The following is a 16,908-nucleotide window of genomic DNA, read 5'->3' as shown; positions in this document are numbered from 1 at the left end:
CCTATACCCGACGGGGTATTCACCGCTGGTGTGTTCCGTTTTCTGGTGGTGACCGGCCCGTAAGATTGCACGGTGCCTCACTCTGCTGAAAGCCCCGCAACGCCCGGTGCGCTGGAACGAATCATCGCCATCCAGGTGCGCAAGTACCGCACCGAGAGCGGCCTGTCATCGGCCGATCTTGCCCTGCGTACCGGCCTGTCCAAAGCCATGATTTCCAAGGTCGAGAGCGCGAGCACATCCTGCTCCCTGACCACACTGCAGCGTCTGGCCGAGGGGCTGAAAGTGCCGGTCACGGCCTTGTTCCGGGGCGCCGACACCGATCGGGACGCCACCTTCACCAAGAGTGGCGAGGGCAGCCTGAGCGTGCGCAGCGGCACCCAGCACGGCCACGAGTACCGGGTGCTCGGCTCACTCAAGGGCCGCACCGACGCCATCGAACCCACCCTGGTGACGCTCACCGACGCCTCGGACATCTTTCCGCTGTTTCAGCACGCCGGCACCGAGTTTCTCTACATGCTGACCGGCAAAATGGTCTACGGGCACGGCGCCTACGAGTACACCATGGTGCCCGGCGACTCGCTGCTGCTTGACGGCGAGGGCCCGCACGGCCCGTTGCAGCTGCTCGATCTGCCCATCACCTTTCTGGCGATCACGGCCAAATAGCTCAGCTCCCCAGCAGCCAGGCGGAGGCCGAAGCTCGATATCGGTCGATGCCCTTGTACTCGGCCATGTCGGCCGGAAGTTCCGCCAGCACCTGACCGAGTCGCCGCCGCCAGGCCGGAACCGTCGCAATCTCGGTGAGCGAGACCAGGTAGCTGCGCACCAGAAAAAGCACGGCACCGGTGCGTGGCAGTCGGATGAGGTGCTGCACCTCGACCCGCAGGTGCAGCCGATCCGGCAGCGCAGGGTCGAGCAGCACCAGACGCCGATCGGCGCCCCACTCGGGGTAGCTGTCGGTGGAGGTGTCCAGGCGGCGATCCACGGTCATGGTCCAGTTGGTACGACGGAAATTGTCGCCCGGCTGCAGTCGCAGCAAAAACTGTTCGGCCCGGCTGACGATGCGTTCCTCGTGCACGCGGGGGACCGGCCCGTGAATCTCGGTGAAGCGCATGCCCACATCGAAGCCGAGGCACCAGTCCGCGGCGAAGGTGACCGACCCGGCATCCAGCCAGAGTGCGCCGTCTCGGGCGTCGAGCAGCGCGATGTCATCCTGGATCTGGCCGCCGATGAACACCAGCGGGTCCATCCCGAGCGAAGAATCATCGCCGATCACGAACTCGAGCTCGAGCCCGAGCAGGTCGTTGCGCCAAGAACAGTTGAGCCCGTCGCGGTAAAAGGCCATCATCTCGGGATAATCGGCGGCCATGATCGGCAGGAGCGTCTCGATCACGTCCCAGACCGCGGGACGCATGTGCGCGAGGGTCTGGCAGCGCGAGGGATCGCGGGCGAGGATCTCGGCCCGTTCGGCCAGGTCGCAGCGGTAGTCACAGTCGATGTCGATGATGTTCTCACCCCAGTGGCCGGCATCGGTGTCAACCCGGCCGGGGGCTGGTTCCACGTTGGCGCTGTAGCGGTAGCTGTTCGCCGTGAACGGGAAGGGCAGGTGCCGGGCACGCTCGGCGAATGGGGCACCGGAAGCAGGATCAGGCAGCGGTGCAGTGTCGGTCAGTGGTGCAGGCGTCATAGGTCCAACTCCAGTTCGTGGTCGAGGCCGCGCGAGACGCAACACATCATGCTGGCGTTCTCAGTTTTTTCGTCGTCGCTGAGATACAGGTCGCGGTGGTCGGGTCGGCCCCGGAGCACGGGCACGATGCACTCGCCGCAGATTCCGCTGCGGCACATGTTCGGTACCACGTGGTCGGCCCGCTCCAGCGCGTCGAGCAGTGACACCCCGGCGGGTACGTCCACGTCCACGTCGCTTCGAGCCAGGTGTACTCGAAAAGGTTTACCCGGGCCGAGATCGGCGGCAGCGAACGGTTCGGAGTGCAGCCTTGAACCGGGCCAGCCGGCATCCGCTGCCGCCTGCAGCACGTTCGCGCTGAACTCGACCGGCCCGCAGACGTAGAGGTGGGTGCCCAGAGGTTGGCTGCGCAGGTGCTCGGCGAGCACGACGGCGAAGTGTTCGCGGCCCGTGCTCTCCACCAGCGCGGTACCGGCCAGGGCCCGTGCCTCGTCGAGGTGAGCGGCCGCGCCGGGGCGGTAGCGGTACAGCAGGGTCGTCGGCCGTTGCCAGTCCCGGCCGGCCTTGAGGTGCGAGATCATCGGGGTGATGCCGATTCCGGCGGCGATCAACAGGTGCCATCTGGCCGTGGCGATCGGCGCGAACGCGCTGCGCGGGCGAGACACGCTCACCGCGTCGCCGACCCTAAGGGTGTGCAGGGCCAGCGAGCCGCCGGCGCCGCCTGGCTGGCGCAACACCGAAATGGTGTACTCGCTCGGGTTGCTGCCCGATCCGGTGAGCGAATAGGAGTTGGTGCGCCCGGCACGGTGCACCACGATGTGGCTGCCCGCGACGTACGCGGGAAGAAGGCCACCGTCGGTCGCCTCGAACGCCAGCGAACGGATGCCCGGGGCCGCCACGGTCACACCGCGCACGACGAGGTCGAGCAAGGCGCCTGTCACTGCGCCTCCTCGGCGTCGACCATGAACCCCAGGTAGGCGGTACTGCGCCGGGAGAAGTGGTGGTAGATCAGCAGGGATCGGTCGCACCCGGCACAGCTCACGACGCCGCCGATCGGCTGCGCGGTCTCAGTCACCGTCTTGCAGTGGGCGCAGTGCACCCGGAGAGTACTGCGGTCGGTGGTGCAGAGCGCGATTTCCTCGTCGAGGGCGCCGCAGGCGAGTGCCTGGGAGCGGGCCTGGTAGACATCCGTTTCGGGCCCGGCCAGGAGCAGCCGAGCCCCGACGTGCGCGGTGGACAGAAGCGTGCCGATGTGGGTGAGGGCGGAACGGTCAGCGCGCGGCGCGGTGAATTCGCGCCAGAGCGCGGCCGGGGCGCTGGCGCGCGGCCAGGTGGTACTGGCCGCAGCGGGAGCGGCCGTTCCAAAGCAGTAGACGATGCACTCCCGGGCCGCGACGAGCAGGCTGATGGTGTCAGCACTGCTCGTCGCGGCCCGGGGAACGCTCTTGGTGGCCGTGGCGAGCACGGCGGTACCGGCGGTCATGATTTCTCCGACCGGCCTAGGGTGCGAACGAGCGGTGTCCGACGTAGTATCCGAGCGCATAATCGAGCGTCTCGAACTTGACCGTTGTGCCCTTGGGAAAGAACAACACGTCCTTGGCGACGGCATGGGTGACCTCGCCGGTGGCCTGGTCGGTCAGGATGAATTCGCCCTCGACGACCACCTTCATCTCGTCGTAGGTGTACTCGTAGACGAGCGGCTCCGAGGCCTTGAGTTCGAAGAAGCCGCACGAGATTGCAGCGCCCCCGGGATTGGACAGCGCGTCGCCGATGAAGGCCTCCGACCCCGGCGCGTTCATGCTCGGCAGGCCCAGGTAGGCGCCTTCGACCTTGTGGATCGAGCCGGCCTTGGTGAGCGTGCCGTTGAGGGTTGTGGTCATCGTGGTCTCCTTGTCGCTGTCGTGCGGGCAGTGAATCTGCTTACACAATGATTACTCGCAGTAAACCCGGATCGGGTTTCCGGATTGTTAAATGCACGTTTCGTCTGGCCGGTCACCCCCGTTCGGGATGGTGGCGACGATCGACGCGGCGATTTTACGTGCGCGAAACACCGACCGTGTTGATTGCCGGTAAACATGGTTGCACCACAGTAATCATCGATTGATTGGAGAAGCCGTGCCGACGCTCAATAGCGTGTACGTCCACCCACCGGCTCGCAGCCTGCCGCTCTGGCCTGCCGGCGACCTCGACACCAGCGCGCGTTCGCACCTCATCGTGCCGATTGGCGGCCGGGCCGAGACCGACCTCGCCCGACAGCGACTGCGCCAGGCGCAGCTCCTCGCGCCGAGCACGCTCCTGGCCTTTGCTGCCCTCGGCCCGGCCGAGGCCGACACCCTGAGCGCGGTGTACCGCAGCGCCCGCGTCGGGCTGCGCGTTCTCATCATCGGCGGCCAGTTCGACGTGTTTCAGGCGCTCGCCGCGGCCCGCGGCGCGGGACTGTTGCCGCCGGAACTGCGCTGCATCCTCACCCACACCAGAGACCTCCCGATGTTCTGCGCACACTGCCGGGCCACCAGCCGGGTCGCAGCCGCACCCGGTTCCCTCGTCACCTGCCCCGGCTGCGCGCGCACCCTCGAAATCCACGAACACACCTCGTCGCGGCGCGGCAGCTTCCTCGCCTCGCAGGCCGCTGTCCCGAACACCCTGGCGCAGGCAGCATGACGGTGGTCAGCCCGGCGCCGACGCGCGCGGTGGATCCGCGCAAACCGGGCCACCAGCATCCGTCCTTCGATACCGGCGTGCGATCGCTCGTGGTGACCGCGGTGCGCGAGCTCACCGACGCGATCGTGCAGATCGTTCTCGAAGACCCCGCCGGGGGCATGCTCGCCGCGTATGAGCCCGGCAGCCACCTGATCGTGCAGGCCGGTCCGGTGCGCAACACCTATTCCCTGATCGATGACGGCGTCAACCCGCACCGCTACGCGATTTCCGTGCTGCGGCGCAGCGCCCCTGTTCCAGCGGGCGGGTCAGCCGAATCGAGCGGTTCGGCCTGGCTGCACGACTACGTGCAGGTCGGCCGACGGGTTGAGATCGAGGGCCCGCGATCGCTCTTCGCACCCGTCACCACCGAGCGCAAGGCCCTGCTGATCGCGGGGGGAATCGGGGTCACTCCCATTCTTTCGCACGCCCGGGCTGCCGCACGCTGGGGCCGCCCCGCCGAGGTGATCTACAGTTACCGCGCCGGGTGCGGCGCCCACCGGGATGACCTGCGCGCCCTCGCCGCGAGCGGGGCGATCACCCTGCACGAAGTGCACACCAGAACGGATGCCGCCGCCCTGCTCTCCGAGCGCCTCGCCGCCCAGCCGATGGGTACCCACGCCTACGCCTGCGGCCCACCCGCCTTCGTCGACCGCTATCTCGAGCTCGGCGAGGCCGCCGGATGGCCGGCCGATCGCCTGCACTCTGAACGCTTCGAAGTGCCGCCGCAGGATGCCGGCCTGCCGTTCGCGGCCATCATCGCCTCGACCGGCGCGCGCCTGGCGGTGCCGGCCGGCGTCAGCCTGCTGCAGACGCTGCTCGACAACGGCCACGATGTGGCCAACCTCTGCCGCCAGGGGGTGTGCGGCGAATGCCGCATCCCGGTGCGATCCGGACAGATCGAACACCGAGATTACGTACTCTCCGAGCGGGAGAAAGCCGACAACACCACCATGCTCTGCTGCGTTTCACGCGGCGCTGAAATCGAGGTAGACCTGTGACGAACACCAGTACGGCCGAGATCACCCACACGACCAACCTGCCCTGGCCGTTTCCCGACGACCTCACGGCCTTTCGATACTCGGTCAACGTGGAGCCGGCCCGGGTGCTGCGCGCAACCGCCGGAGGCTCCTGGGGCGCCCACATCGTCGATCTCACCAACCCCGACTACCCGCAGGTGATGGCGGAGCGCCGCCGCATCCTCGACGCTGATCCCGGGCGCACCCAGATTCTGGACGGCATGATGCCGGCCTGCTGGGACATCCTGGTCTACTACCTGCGAGACCTGGCCCTCTCCTATCCGCTCAGCTGTCACCTCGCCGAGAACGGTGACCGGTTCCACTGGCGCAACAACCTGCTCGGCACCGACCAGACCTTCGTGCTGGGCGACCTCAGCACCCTGCCGTATGACCCGCTGAGCTTTCTCGGCCGGGAGATTCCCGACGATCTGCTCCTGGTGAAGGAGCGCGACGGACAACTCTTCTTCGACGCCGGGCTCGTGACCTTCGCCGCGGCCTGGTCGGTCAGCTTCGACGTCGGCATGAATTTTCGGGAGATCCACGGTCCGGTTCCCCGTTTCACCGGCGAGGGACTCACGAGCCGCGCCGAGTTGTTTCTCATGCACCTGCCCACCGATTCGGTCTACCGGCGGGTCAACTGGACCCTGTCGGCCTCCGGATCGCGCAAACTCGACGTCAGTCTCGAAGAACTCCCGGAATGGGGCGGCGACATGCCCCGACTGGTGAGCGACCGTGACTTCGGCAACGTGCAGCTGCGCATCGAACTGGAGCATTTCATGCGCCTCCCGATGTCGGGGGCGATCACCTTCTGCATCCGCACCTTCATGGCGTCATTCGCCGAGATCAAGGCCATTCCCGCCTGGCGAGACCAGCTCGCCCAGGTGCTCACCGAACTTCCCGACGACCTCGCCACCTACAAGGGGTTCATCGGTCACCGCACCGAGGCCGTCGCCTGGCTGCTTGCCTAACCGCGCCACCCGCAGCATCCACTCCCCAGAGCACCAGCCACACACCACCAGCAACAGGAGAACCCCTATGCCCGCCGCAGACCTCGCCTGGCTTCTCGCCGCCTTCGCCCTCGTCTCGCTCATGTTTCCCGGTCTCGCCATGTTTTACGGAGGCATGCTCGGCAGCAAGAACGTGCTCAACATGATCATGATGGTCATGAGCTCCCTCGCCGTCACGAGCGTGCTCTACGTGCTCTACGGCTACAGCATGGTCTCCGGAAACTCCCTCGGCGGCCTCGGCATCATCGGGGATCCGCTGGAATTCTTCGGGCTGCAGAGTTTCGTAGCGGATGCCGGCAGCAATGGTGCCGAGGGCCTGTATTGGGCGGCATTCTTCATACTGTTCGCCGCAATCACCATCGCCATCGTGGCCAGCGGCGCGGCCGGACGCATGAAATTCGGCGCCTGGATTTTGTTCTCCGGACTCTGGCTCACCCTGGTCTATTTTCCCCTCGCCCACCAGGTCTTCACCTTCACCGACGAGGAGAGCGGCTATGTCGGCGGCTGGCTGCGCAACGTCATCGAACTGCACGACTTCGCCGGCGGCACCGCCGTGCACATGAACGCCGGCGTCGCCGCGCTCGCGCTCGCGCTCGTGCTCGGCAAGAGCAAGGGCGGCCACCGCCCGCACAACCTGCCGCTCGTCGTACTCGGCGCCGGTATTCTCTGGTTCGGTTGGTACGGCTTCAACGGCGGATCCGCCGCCGGCGCGAACTTTCTCGCCCAGTACGTCGTGCTCACCTCGCTGCTGGCCGGTTCGGCCGGCATGATCGGGTTCGCGCTCGTCGAGAAGATTCGCACCGGACGTGCGACCACCCTCGGCATGGCCTCCGGCGCCATCGCGGGACTCGTGGGCATCACCCCGTCAGCCGACGCCGTCAACCCGGTCGGGGCGCTGCTCGTGGGCCTGTTCAGCGGTGCCGTCGTTTGCCTGACCCTAAAATGGAAGACCAAACTGGGTATCGACGACACCCTCGACGCGTTCGCGGTGCACGGCGTCGGCGGAGTGGTCGGTGTGATCTGTGTCGTGCTGTTCGCCGCGAGCGACGCACCGGCCGGCATTACCGGCATCCTCTTCGGGGGCAGCTGGGATATCGTCTGGCGTGAGCTGGTGGCCATCACGGTGACCTGCGTCTATTCCTTCACCATGACCTACGCCATCGCCTGGACCCTGAACAAGACCATCGGGCTGCGCGTGTCCGAAGAAGAAGAATATGTGGGCCTCGACGTGAGCTACCACGCCGAGACAGCCTATGATTCCGGCCGCGTCTAACACCCCCTCCGCACCCGCCACCAAAGGACTCACCATGAAACTCATCACCGCGATCATTCAGCCGCACCGCCTGGACGCCGTGCACGATGCCCTCATCGGCGTACACGTGAACGGCCTTACCGTCACCGAGGTGAGCGGGTACGGCTCGCAAAAGGGCCACTCCGAGATCTACCGCGGCGCCGAGTACACCGTCTCCTTTCGGCCCAAGGTGCGCATCGACGTGATCGTCACCGACGAAGACCTCGACTCCACGATTCAGACCATCGTCGACGCGGCCTGCACCGGCAAGATCGGCGACGGTAAGGTCTGGGCCACCGACGTGTCCGACGTCGTGCGGGTGCGCACGGGGGAGCGCGGTCCCGCCGCCGTGTAGGGCAGGGGGCAGCGCGGAACGCCGGAGTATCCTGTGCGGCATGATCGATTCGCTTTCCACCACGACCGTGCGCGGCATGATCGACTTCGCACCCGGCCAGCGGCCACCGACACCGTTCACGGTCACGGTCCTGGTCGAAGACGTGTCGAAAGCGGATGCCCCGAGCACCATCGTTGGCCGGTCCCGTTTTGAGATTCCCGCGTCGGCACCCGTCGACTCGGCGTGTGCCGCGCGGCCCGACACCGGAGTGCCCTTCCACGTGGCCGTACCGACCAGCCTGATCGCTGCGCCGCGTCGATTGAATGTACGCGTGCATGTGCGATCGGGCGTCACGGCACACACCGCCGACACCGAGAACGTGCGCCGCGAGCCAGATTCGCGCGAGCCGATGGCGCACCCCGAGGCCCGAGAGCCTTCCCGAGCCACGCATGAGTTGGAGTTTGAACGGCCCGACATCACCGAGGGGGACTTCGTCTCGACTCAGTCCCACTCGGTGCTGCCAGGCCAGGGCCGTGCTTCAGTTCGTATCCCGGTGCTGCGAGTCTGAGCTGGCAGTGGCTGCGCGTACCTCGGCCTCGTCAAACGAGGTGATCACGCCGCCGAGGCTTTCGTAGCCCGTGAGCGACGGACCCCAGGCGGCGCCGTTGAACCACTTGTGGAACAGCGCACTGTTGGTTCCGGTCAGGAACACATCGAGCCGGCCGGACGACCACGACACCACGCGCGGCTGCGAGGTAGCGATGCCGCCCATGTTCTCGTACCCGAGCACCGACGGGCCCCAGGCATTGCCGTCGAACCACTTGTGGTACAGCGCACTGTCAGTGCCGATCACAAACAGGTCCAGCCGGTTCGGCCCCCAGGAGACGGCCTCGGGTTCGCCGACGACGATGCCGCCGAGCCGTTCGAAGTCGTTCACCGACGGGCCCCAGGCGCTGCCGTTCCACCACTTGTGGTACAGCGCGCCATCCGTGCCCGTGACGAAGACATCCAGCCGGTTCGGGCCCCAGGAGACCACGCGCGGCGACGAGGTGCAGACCCCGCCGAGCCGCTCATAGCCCGTGAGGGACGGGCCCCAGACGCTGCCGTTCCACCACTTGTGGTACAGCGCCCGGTCCGTGCCGATGACGAAGACGTCGAGCCGGTTCGCGCCCCAGGAGACGATTTCTGGCTGGCCGACGACGATGCCGCCCATGTTCTCGTAGCCGGTGACCGAGGGACCCCAGGCTCCGTTGAACCACTTGTGATGCAGCCCGTGGTCGCTGCCGACGACGAAGACGTCGAGCCGGTTCGGCCCCCACGCCACCACGCGGGGGTCACCGAGAATGATGCCGCCCATGTTCTCATAGCCGGTCACCGATGGCCCCCAGGCGCTTCCGTTCCACCACTTGTGGTACAGCGCGCTGTCGGTTCCGGTGACGAACAGGTCCAGCCGATTCGGACCCCACGCCACGGCCTGCGGAGCGCACTCGGCGATTCCGCCCATGTTCTCGTACCCGGTGACCGACGGTCCCCAGGCTCCGCTGAACCATTTGTGGAACACGGCGCGGTTGGTGCCGAGAACGAAGGCGTCGAGCCGGTTCGGGCCCCACGACACAACGGGGCTGGAGCTTGCTCTGGCCGTCTGCGGATACATGAATTTGACCGCGGCGATGTCACCGGCCGACAGCGCGGTGCGCTGGCCGATCTGGGCACCGGCCTGCACCGGAGTGATCGTCTCGAGCCCGTTCTTCGAAAACGCGGTGCGGGGGTAGTGCATGATCGAGCCGTAGTCATAGCCGCCGACGTCATCGCCGTCCACGATGTGCTGGTCGAACTGACTCTCCATACCGGTTTCGATGTTGGCCACGTTAATGGTCACGAAGGTATTGCGGTCCTCGCGGCTCTGCTCATGCCAGAGACCGACGGCGTGGCCGATCTCATGGATGGCGTTGCCGGTGCTGCAACCGGTACCCAGACTGATGGTCTGCATGCCGTTCCCCTGCATGCCCAGCATCGACCAGCATCCGCCGGCATCGCTGAACTCGACAAAGTTGGGAAACTGCGCCGCATTGGCCGGGGTGCGTTCCGGAAAGCGGATGGGCGTGCGCGCCTCCCAGTGTGTGATCGCGTCCCGCACGCGCTGCTGGTTGGGCAGGGCGGAATCGATCTGAAATGGAACCTGGGCGTTCGGCCATCGAAAGCGAGCGCCGGTGATGATGACGCCCCGTGCTCGGGCATCGTCCCGGTTTGCTGCGTCTTTGGTCTGCTCCAACTCGGCAACGGTGCCCAGCACGATGTCGCCTTCGAACACGGCCAGGTTGTTGACCTTGTAGTAGACCACCTCGGTGGGCCCGAAGGTGACGCCGGCGATGATGCCGGAGGCCGCCTCGCCCGCCTGAAACTCACCCTCGCTGACGAATTTCTGGTCGCCTCCGGGGCCAAAACTGTTATCTGCCATGGAACTGCTCCTTGTATGTTCTGTTCCCCTGGCACTGGCCGATTGGGCGGTGCCGCAACTGGGCGGCACCAGGACTGGCACTTCGCCCACTGGCGGTCAGGCTACGCCGACGGGCGTTATCGGAGCGTTATTCGTGGTCGGGTTCTATGGAGCAATACCAGTGCCGATCGCTCTGGGTATCATGGCTGAAATCGTCCACCCCTGGGGTGGTCGCCCAGGCCCCGAAGGAGTAGCCAATGACGAGTATCAGCCCCTTTCTCTGGTTCAACGGCCAGGCCGAGCAGGCCGCCGAGTTCTACGTCTCGATCTTTCCCAATTCGCGCATGCTCAATGTGGCGCGCTACCCCGAGGGCGGGCCGGCGCCGGCCGGCAGCGCCATGTCGGTGTCATTCGTGCTCGACGGGCTGGAGATTCAAGGGCTCAACGCCGGACCGCAGTTTCCGTTCACCGAGGCCATCTCGTTCTTCGTGCAGGTCAACACGCAGAAGGAGGTCGACCAATTGTGGGACCAGCTCACCAGCAACGGCGGGCAGCCGGGGCAATGCGGCTGGTTGAAAGACCAATTCGGTTTGTCGTGGCAGGTGGTGCCCACCACGCTCGGCCAGCTGCTCAACGACCCCGATCCGGCGCGGGCCGGTCGGGTAATGGCAACGATGATGGGCCAGACCAAGATCATCATCGCCGATCTGCGAGCCTCGGCCGCCGCCGAATAGATCCGTCAGATCAGCTCAGCCCAACTCACCGCGGCCGACCAGCCGTTCGATTGCGGCGAGCGGGATCGGCAGCCAATTCGGGCGATTGCGTATCTCGTAGACCGCTTCGTAGAGCGCTTTGTCGAGCTCGAAGGCGTCGAGGAGGTCGCTCTGCTCGGCCAGGTCGATCCCGGATTGTTCGGCATATCCGTTGAGGAAGGCACCGCGGCAGGCCCTTGCCCACTGAAAAATCGTGAGCGCGGTCGTGAAGGTTTTGCCAATCTTCTCGGCACCGGCACCGGCGGACTGCACTGTCGCGGCGCTTGTTGCCGTCATCGCCCCCGCCACATAGGAGAAGGACCGCAGCATGCCGGCGACATCCCGCAGGGTAAGGTCGGGTCGGGTGCGCTCCCGCAGGGTGCGCAACGGTTCCCCCTCGAAGTCGAGCAGCACCCAGCCGCGGCCCCGCACGTCGAGAACCTGGCCGAGGTGGAAGTCACCGTGAATGCGCTGAAGCCTCGGCCAGGCCGCGGTCTCCGCCCGGGCGAAAACCGCCTCGATAACATCGCGATGCCCGGCCAGAGCGGGTACTTCCTGCAGAGCCTGACTAGAGCGCAGCCGCATCTGCGCCATCTCCTCGGCGATCACCGCGGGAGTCGCCTCGAGGGTGGGCAGTGTGCCGGCCAGATCGTGGTGAACTTCCGCGGTGGCTTGCCCCAGTCGAAAAGCGGGGCCGGTGAAGTCGCTCCCGGAGGCCGCAGCGACCAGGGCAGTCCGCCAGGCATCCGGTGCGTCCGGCAGAAACTCTTGGGCGAAGGCCAGATGGCCGACAGCACGGTTGCCGGGTTCGGCGGGGTCGTCCCACTGGCCGGCTATGGCACCGAATGGCAGCGGTATCCGACGCGATGCGGCGCGGGCGAGCGCGGCCTGCACCGTCACATCGGGATTCTCCCCGGCATGGATGATGCGAAAAATCTTGCAGATGATCGGCGGCGTCGGTGCCCCGGCCGCATCGGCACGCTGCACGATGATGGACGTATTGGATTGTTCGCCGCTGAGCACGCGACTCGAGACGACGAGCGCCGCCGACGGGATTTGTGTCCCCGGTCTCAGATCCTCGCCACGCGCGCTGGCGGACCAGCGGTCGGTCTGCCGTGGGCGGGTCGACGTGGACACGCCCTGCCCTTCCATAAAGGTGAGCACCGCAGCCGCGAAGGCCGGATCGTAGGGGGCGTCGTAGATGAAACGCGCGTGGTCGGAGCCGGGCCTCCGCACCGTGATCAGGGCATCGGCAGCACCGGGCAGCTCCGAGGCGCGTTCCGTGGTCGGCAGTTGGTACAGCGTCAGGCCGAGACTGGCGGTGTCCAGCACGAGGTCGACGCGAATGGTCACGCCGGCTTCGGACGAGGCCAGGGAGAAGTAGCCGATGCTGCGCAGGGCGGGTACGTGTCCCTTGTTGCCGAACCACCGCTGGGTTGACAACCAGGCGTTGACGTAGTCGGGCAGAGGGATACCGCGGTGTGCGGGGGCGAGGTCGGGATTGGCGGGGCGGCGTGCATTATGGGCGCGGTCTCCATCGATCATGCCGCCAGCGTAGCCTCCCCACCCGTGCGCCGTGCGATAGCGCGGGTCTCCCTCGGTTGGATGGAGAAAAGCTGAACTGAGGGCCAGACGGTAAAGCGGCACCTGATCGTCGAGCCCCCAAGTAGGATTACGCCAATCAAGCGATAGTGCGAAAGGCCAGCGATAGAATTGTAAACAATTGACAGATGGCTGGAATCGGGTCACACTGTCGATGGAATTTTCACCCGCGTGTTTAGGTACTGACTCGAGAAAGAACTGTGAAAGGTATGCCCCAGGGATATTCATTGGAACCCGTCGTCCAAGAATCCACCCCGTCGATCATCGCCCGCAAGCTGCGCTACGCGATCGCCCACGGCGAGGTTGCCCCCGGATCGCAATTGGGCGAGGCCGAGCTGGCCCGGGAACTCGGAGTCAGCCGGGGCCCGCTGCGCGAAGCCATGCAGCGGCTGACCCAGGAGGGCCTGCTGGTCAGCATTCGCAACCGTGGCTTGTTTGTGATCGAGATGACGGACGCCGAGATTCGCGATATGTACGTGTTGCGCACCGCCATTGAATCGGCCGCCTGCAAACTGCTCGTACGCGCCGACCACGTCGCCGCCGGTAACGATCTGCTGGCCAAGGTTGCGAAGATGGAAAACGCGTCAAACGCCGGCGATCGCGCCGCCATGAGCGACGCCGACCTGGCCTTTCACGAAGACCTCGTGGCGCTGAGCGGCAGTCGCAGCCTGGCGCGCATCCATAGCACCCTCATGACAGAGACCCGCATGTGCCTGACCGTGCTGCAGGCGTCGTACCGGGGCACCGAGGAATGGATCGCCGAGCACCGCGGTATCGCCGAGGCCATTCTCGACGGTAACGGGCCCCTCGCCGAGCTCCGGTTGGGCGAACACGAAGACGACGCCCTGGCGCGATTGACGAACTCGCCGAGCGAACCGGCATCCGTTTCGATCGCCTGAGAGCTCCCATACGCCTGTACTCGCCAAACAGCGGATGCCCACGCGTCGCGACCCGAGAACGCGTCGCGGCCCGTTCACCCCGGGGTGCGCGGCGGGGAAATCAGACCGTCGCGAGCGCCGGGCGAGCCACTCGGGGAAGGCGCACGGGTTCGACACGAATGCTGGTGCGCTCGCAACCGGTGCACTTGAGAACGTAGAGGGGAAGAGTGATGCGCAGGGCCTGCGCGGGGTTCGGATTCAAGTCGGCTTGTGATTTGCAGAAGGGGCAGGTAATTCGCATCGAGGGGGGTCCCTTGGCTTGAGTCTGCGCAAGCGATAACTCACGTCAGGATGACCCTAAGGGGCAAGCACACAACACCGCACCCCCTTGAACTTCTCGCCAGTTTGTGTATACAGAGCAGTGCGTCTGTCCCCATAACGACGGACGAGCGGGCGAGACGCTAAACGGATGCCGCCAGCAGACTCACCACGACGGTGTCGCCCTTGGTCGACTGCTGGCCGACCTCGGTGAACCCGAGCCGGTCGTGAAAGGCGAGTGAGCCCGGGTTTCGCGGCTGCAGGTTGACCTCGCAGAGCACCTCGGCGAGCTTCATGCGGCGGGCAGCGCCGAAGATGGCGTCGTACAGGAGCTGGCCGAGGCCCTGCCCGCGATACCCGTCGGCCACAACGATGCGGTCGACGTAGAGAAAATCCTTCGACCGGGCCGAGAACCAGCGGTAATTCTCGCTCGCATAGTCGGCTCCGGCCACGAACAGAACGGCAAAGCCGAGTGCGACGTCGGCCGCGTCGTCGTCGACGACGGCAACCGCGAGCTGGCTGTGGTCGACGAGTACCGCCAGCGCGGGGGCATCCAGTTCGTTGACCGCGGGAACCGCAGCATTATTGAGGGCGAGCAGGAGCGGCAGATCGGCCGCAACGAGGGAACGAATGGAATAGGTCACTCCCCAACGATAGGCCGCACGTTACCCTGCTGGCGCTGCCCGGTGTACGGTCGTCGCAATCACGAGGTCTTCCCACGACATGCCGGTGCTCTTGAAGACGCGCGGACGGGCCGTCTCAGCGGCGACCGTGCCCCTGGCCAGGTCGCGCAGCGGCACGAGGTTGCCCGGTTCGATCGCTCCCTCGGCGAGCGCCAAGATCACGTCGCCGGCCTCACGCCGGGCCGTTGCAGCGTCTTCGACCACGAGCTGGGAGCGGGCGGGGAGCGCCGAGTCGAGCTCTCGGGCATCCGCTTCATGCGAACCGACCGTGACCACGCAGCAGTCGGCGGGTACCAGGGTTCCGTCGAACAGTGGAGTGCGGGCGGTGGTGGCGCACACGATGAGTTGCAGGTGTCATCCTTCGCAGACTATCGGCCCGGCGACGACCGCCCGCGGGTCCTGACAGAATGGACTGTCGTCGCACTGGGCGACTCGTTCGAGGAGACAACGGCGTATGACTCACCAGGTGAGCACGAACACGACCAACACGAGCAAGACCAACACGAGCACGCTGAATTATCGTGCAGCACGCGACCAGCTGCTGGCCCTGCGCGACGATCACGCCCGCGCCGCGCAGGAGTTTCTCTGGCCCGACGTGGGGGAGCACTTCAACTGGGCCACCGACTGGTTCGACGTGCTTGCGCGCGGCAACGACAAAATCGCCTTGTGGATCGTCGAAGAAGACGGCAGTGAGCAGAAGTTCACGTTCGACGAGATGGCCCACCGCTCTGACCGGGTCGCCACCTGGCTCAGCCGGCAGGGCGTCGGGCGCGGCGACCACGTCATGCTCATGCTCGGCAACCAGCGAGAGATCTGGGAGGCGATGCTCGCAATCATGAAGGTCGGCGCTGTCATTATGCCCACGAGCGCAGTGCTCGCCTCGCACGACCTGACTGACCGGGTGCGTCGCGGTGGCGTGAGGCACGTGATCGCCAACTCGGCCGACGCGGCCAAATTCGACGACGTTCCCGGCGACTACACCCGCATCGGCGTCGGCGAGCCGCGCCCCGGCTGGGCAAACTTCGCCGACGCCTACCGAGTGACACCGGAGCCGATCACGACGGTCGTCGCATCTGCTGACCCGTCGCTGATCTACTTCACCTCCGGCACAACGAGCAAGCCGAAGATGGTGCTGCACTCGCAGACCTCCTACCCGGTCGGCCATTTGTCGACCATGTACTGGCTGGGCCTGCGCCCCGGCGACGTGCACCTGGCCATCAGCTCGCCCGGCTGGGGCAAGCACGCCTGGAGCTGCTTCTTCGCTCCGTGGATCGCCGAGGCCACCGTCTTTGTCTACAACTATTCCAAGTTCGATCCCAACGCCCTCATCGCGCAACTGCACCGCGCCAAGGTCAACACGTTCTGCGCACCGCCCACGGTCTGGCGCATGCTCATCCAAGCGGATGTCGGCGCCCGCCCCGACAGCCTGCGCGAGTTGCTCTCCGCCGGCGAACCACTCAACCCCGAGGTCATCCGCCAGATCGACAACGGTTGGAAACTGACCATCCGCGACGGATTCGGCCAGACCGAAACCACGGCGATCGTCGGAAACGGCCCCGGATCGCGGTTGAAGGCCGGCTCGATGGGCCTGCCCCTGCCCGGCGTCTCGATCCAGCTGCTCGACCCCATCACGGAGTTACCCGCCGACGAGGGCGAGATCTGCCTCGACCTGTCCCAGAGCCCGGTCAACCTCATGAGCGGCTACCACGGCGAACCCGACCTGACCGCTCACGCCATTCGCGGCGGCTTCTTTCACACCGGCGATGTCGCCACGGTGGATGCCGACGGCTACCTCACCTTCATCGGTCGCACCGACGACGTGTTCAAGTCGAGCGACTACAAGGTGTCACCGTTCGAAGTGGAGAGCGTGTTGCTCGAACACCCCGCGGTCGCCGAGGCCGCTGTCGTTCCCGCGCCCGACGTCACCCGGCTGAACATTCCCAAGGCCTACATCCACCTCGCCCCGGGCTGGGAGCCGACCGCTGAGACCGCTGAGGCCGTGTTGCGGCACGCGCGCACCGGGCTGCCCGCCTACATGCGGGTGCGGCGGGTGGAGTTCTTCGACCTGCCCAAGACCATCTCGGGCAAGATTCGCCGGGTCGAGCTGCGCGAGCGCGAAGACGATGCGGCCGCCGCCGGAACACGGCTGCCTGACGAGTGGCGCGACGACCAGTTTCCGGGGCTGAAGCGCTAGCGGCATCCGCTTGCC

18 protein-coding genes are annotated in these 16,908 nt (G+C 66.2%); 10 read left to right on the top strand and 8 right to left on the bottom strand.

From position 1 onward, the window contains the following. Positions 1–72: 72 nt before the first annotated feature. Positions 73–663: an XRE family transcriptional regulator gene (locus tag E3O25_RS13775; protein WP_092111800.1), complete on the top strand. Its 591-nt coding sequence runs from the start codon at positions 73–75 to the stop codon at positions 661–663. 1 nt (position 664) lies between these two features. Here the strand turns inward: E3O25_RS13775 and E3O25_RS13770 are convergent, their stop codons facing one another. Genes E3O25_RS13770 through E3O25_RS13755 form a run of 4 tightly spaced genes read right to left on the bottom strand, consistent with a single transcriptional unit; the run spans position 665 to position 3,561 of the window. Next, the gene (locus E3O25_RS13770) at positions 665–1,684 is read right to left on the bottom strand and encodes a DUF3445 domain-containing protein (RefSeq protein ID WP_134361412.1); all 1,020 of its coding nucleotides are present in this window, start codon (positions 1,682–1,684) and stop codon (positions 665–667) included. Next, the gene (locus E3O25_RS13765) at positions 1,681–2,622 is read right to left on the bottom strand and encodes a PDR/VanB family oxidoreductase (RefSeq protein ID WP_134361411.1); all 942 of its coding nucleotides are present in this window, start codon (positions 2,620–2,622) and stop codon (positions 1,681–1,683) included. Before E3O25_RS13765 ends, E3O25_RS13770 begins: the two co-directional genes overlap by 4 nt. Next, entirely contained in the window at positions 2,619–3,164 is a 546-nt protein-coding gene (locus E3O25_RS13760) for a dimethylamine monooxygenase subunit DmmA family protein (RefSeq protein ID WP_134361410.1), read from the bottom strand. The genes E3O25_RS13765 and E3O25_RS13760 overlap by 4 nt, the downstream gene beginning before the upstream one ends. Positions 3,165–3,180: 16 nt before the next feature. Then, positions 3,181–3,561 carry a cupin domain-containing protein gene (locus E3O25_RS13755; protein WP_134361409.1) on the bottom strand — a complete coding sequence of 127 codons (381 nt, stop codon included), beginning with the start codon at positions 3,559–3,561 and terminating at the stop codon, positions 3,181–3,183. A gap of 235 nt (positions 3,562–3,796) precedes the next feature. Between E3O25_RS13755 and E3O25_RS13750 the strand changes: the two genes are divergently transcribed. The 6 genes from E3O25_RS13750 to E3O25_RS13725 all read left to right on the top strand — a co-directional run bounded on the left by E3O25_RS13750 (position 3,797) and on the right by E3O25_RS13725 (position 8,597). Next, the gene (locus tag E3O25_RS13750) at positions 3,797–4,342 is read left to right on the top strand and encodes a dimethylamine monooxygenase subunit DmmA family protein (RefSeq protein ID WP_092111811.1); all 546 of its coding nucleotides are present in this window, start codon (positions 3,797–3,799) and stop codon (positions 4,340–4,342) included. Beyond that, positions 4,339–5,379, top strand: a complete 1,041-nt coding sequence (locus tag E3O25_RS13745) for a PDR/VanB family oxidoreductase (protein WP_134361408.1) — start codon at positions 4,339–4,341, stop codon at positions 5,377–5,379. The genes E3O25_RS13750 and E3O25_RS13745 overlap by 4 nt, the downstream gene beginning before the upstream one ends. Beyond that, complete coding sequence (locus E3O25_RS13740) at positions 5,376–6,365, top strand: DUF3445 domain-containing protein (RefSeq protein WP_092111815.1); 990 nt, start codon at positions 5,376–5,378, stop codon at positions 6,363–6,365. The genes E3O25_RS13745 and E3O25_RS13740 overlap by 4 nt, the downstream gene beginning before the upstream one ends. A 67-nt stretch (positions 6,366–6,432) precedes the next feature. Then, positions 6,433–7,677 carry an ammonium transporter gene (locus tag E3O25_RS13735; protein WP_134361407.1) on the top strand — a complete coding sequence of 415 codons (1,245 nt, stop codon included), beginning with the start codon at positions 6,433–6,435 and terminating at the stop codon, positions 7,675–7,677. 34 nt (positions 7,678–7,711) lie between these two features. Then, complete coding sequence (locus E3O25_RS13730; protein WP_092111883.1) at positions 7,712–8,050, top strand: P-II family nitrogen regulator; 339 nt, start codon at positions 7,712–7,714, stop codon at positions 8,048–8,050. A 40-nt stretch (positions 8,051–8,090) separates the two neighbouring features. After that, positions 8,091–8,597 carry a YbaY family lipoprotein gene (locus E3O25_RS13725; RefSeq protein ID WP_092111819.1) on the top strand — a complete coding sequence of 169 codons (507 nt, stop codon included), beginning with the start codon at positions 8,091–8,093 and terminating at the stop codon, positions 8,595–8,597. Here the strand turns inward: E3O25_RS13725 and legP are convergent. Further along, positions 8,568–10,487 (bottom strand): Dot/Icm T4SS effector Zinc-dependent metalloprotease LegP, encoded by a 1,920-nt coding sequence (legP, locus tag E3O25_RS13720; protein ID WP_134361406.1) that lies wholly within the window; start codon positions 10,485–10,487, stop codon positions 8,568–8,570. The genes E3O25_RS13725 and legP overlap by 30 nt on opposite strands. Before the next feature lie 236 nt (positions 10,488–10,723). Between legP and E3O25_RS13715 the strand changes: the two genes are divergently transcribed. Continuing rightward, positions 10,724–11,200, top strand: a complete 477-nt coding sequence (locus tag E3O25_RS13715) for a VOC family protein (RefSeq protein ID WP_092111823.1) — start codon at positions 10,724–10,726, stop codon at positions 11,198–11,200. Between the two features lie 15 nt (positions 11,201–11,215). Here the strand turns inward: E3O25_RS13715 and E3O25_RS13710 are convergent, their stop codons facing one another. After that, positions 11,216–12,763: a phosphotransferase gene (locus tag E3O25_RS13710; RefSeq protein WP_134361405.1), complete on the bottom strand. Its 1,548-nt coding sequence runs from the start codon at positions 12,761–12,763 to the stop codon at positions 11,216–11,218. Between the two features lie 284 nt (positions 12,764–13,047). Here E3O25_RS13710 and E3O25_RS13705 point away from each other — a divergent pair, with 284 nt between their 5' ends. Then, positions 13,048–13,719 carry a GntR family transcriptional regulator gene (locus E3O25_RS13705; RefSeq protein ID WP_241983833.1) on the top strand — a complete coding sequence of 224 codons (672 nt, stop codon included), beginning with the start codon at positions 13,048–13,050 and terminating at the stop codon, positions 13,717–13,719. 440 nt (positions 13,720–14,159) lie between these two features. On the opposite strand, the gene E3O25_RS13700 is transcribed toward E3O25_RS13705, so the two are convergent. Next, positions 14,160–14,660, bottom strand: coding sequence for a GNAT family N-acetyltransferase (locus E3O25_RS13700; protein ID WP_092111829.1), 501 nt, complete (start codon positions 14,658–14,660; stop codon positions 14,160–14,162). Between the two features lie 21 nt (positions 14,661–14,681). Beyond that, on the bottom strand, positions 14,682–15,038 hold the full coding sequence (locus tag E3O25_RS13695; RefSeq protein WP_241983834.1) for a hypothetical protein: 357 nt from the start codon (positions 15,036–15,038) through the stop codon (positions 14,682–14,684). Positions 15,039–15,153: 115 nt separating this feature from the next. Here E3O25_RS13695 and E3O25_RS13690 point away from each other — a divergent pair, with 115 nt between their 5' ends. Continuing rightward, entirely contained in the window at positions 15,154–16,893 is a 1,740-nt protein-coding gene (locus E3O25_RS13690) for an AMP-binding protein (RefSeq protein WP_092111833.1), read from the top strand. Positions 16,894–16,908: the final 15 nt, after the last annotated feature.

The organism is Cryobacterium sp. TMT1-3 (assembly GCF_004402315.1).
Lineage (GTDB): Bacteria > Actinomycetota > Actinomycetes > Actinomycetales > Microbacteriaceae > Cryobacterium > Cryobacterium luteum.
This window is presented reverse-complemented; position numbering and strand designations above follow the sequence as displayed.

Bases quoted from the DNA above. Each gene is read 5' to 3' on its own strand.
- E3O25_RS13735 (WP_134361407.1), top strand. From the start codon at position 6,433: ATGCCCGCCGCAGACCTCGCCTGGCTTCTCGCCGCCTTCGCCCTCGTC.
- E3O25_RS13770 (WP_134361412.1), bottom strand. From the start codon at position 1,684: ATGACGCCTGCACCACTGACCGACACTGCACCGCTGCCTGATCCTGCT.
- E3O25_RS13745 (WP_134361408.1), top strand. From the start codon at position 4,339: ATGACGGTGGTCAGCCCGGCGCCGACGCGCGCGGTGGATCCGCGCAAA.
- E3O25_RS13730 (WP_092111883.1), top strand. From the start codon at position 7,712: ATGAAACTCATCACCGCGATCATTCAGCCGCACCGCCTGGACGCCGTG.
- E3O25_RS13755 (WP_134361409.1), bottom strand. From the start codon at position 3,561: ATGACCACAACCCTCAACGGCACGCTCACCAAGGCCGGCTCGATCCAC.
- E3O25_RS13710 (WP_134361405.1), bottom strand. From the start codon at position 12,763: ATGATCGATGGAGACCGCGCCCATAATGCACGCCGCCCCGCCAATCCC.
- E3O25_RS13725 (WP_092111819.1), top strand. From the start codon at position 8,091: ATGATCGATTCGCTTTCCACCACGACCGTGCGCGGCATGATCGACTTC.
- legP (WP_134361406.1), bottom strand. From the start codon at position 10,487: ATGGCAGATAACAGTTTTGGCCCCGGAGGCGACCAGAAATTCGTCAGC.
- E3O25_RS13715 (WP_092111823.1), top strand. From the start codon at position 10,724: ATGACGAGTATCAGCCCCTTTCTCTGGTTCAACGGCCAGGCCGAGCAG.
- E3O25_RS13690 (WP_092111833.1), top strand. From the start codon at position 15,154: ATGACTCACCAGGTGAGCACGAACACGACCAACACGAGCAAGACCAAC.
- E3O25_RS13760 (WP_134361410.1), bottom strand. From the start codon at position 3,164: ATGACCGCCGGTACCGCCGTGCTCGCCACGGCCACCAAGAGCGTTCCC.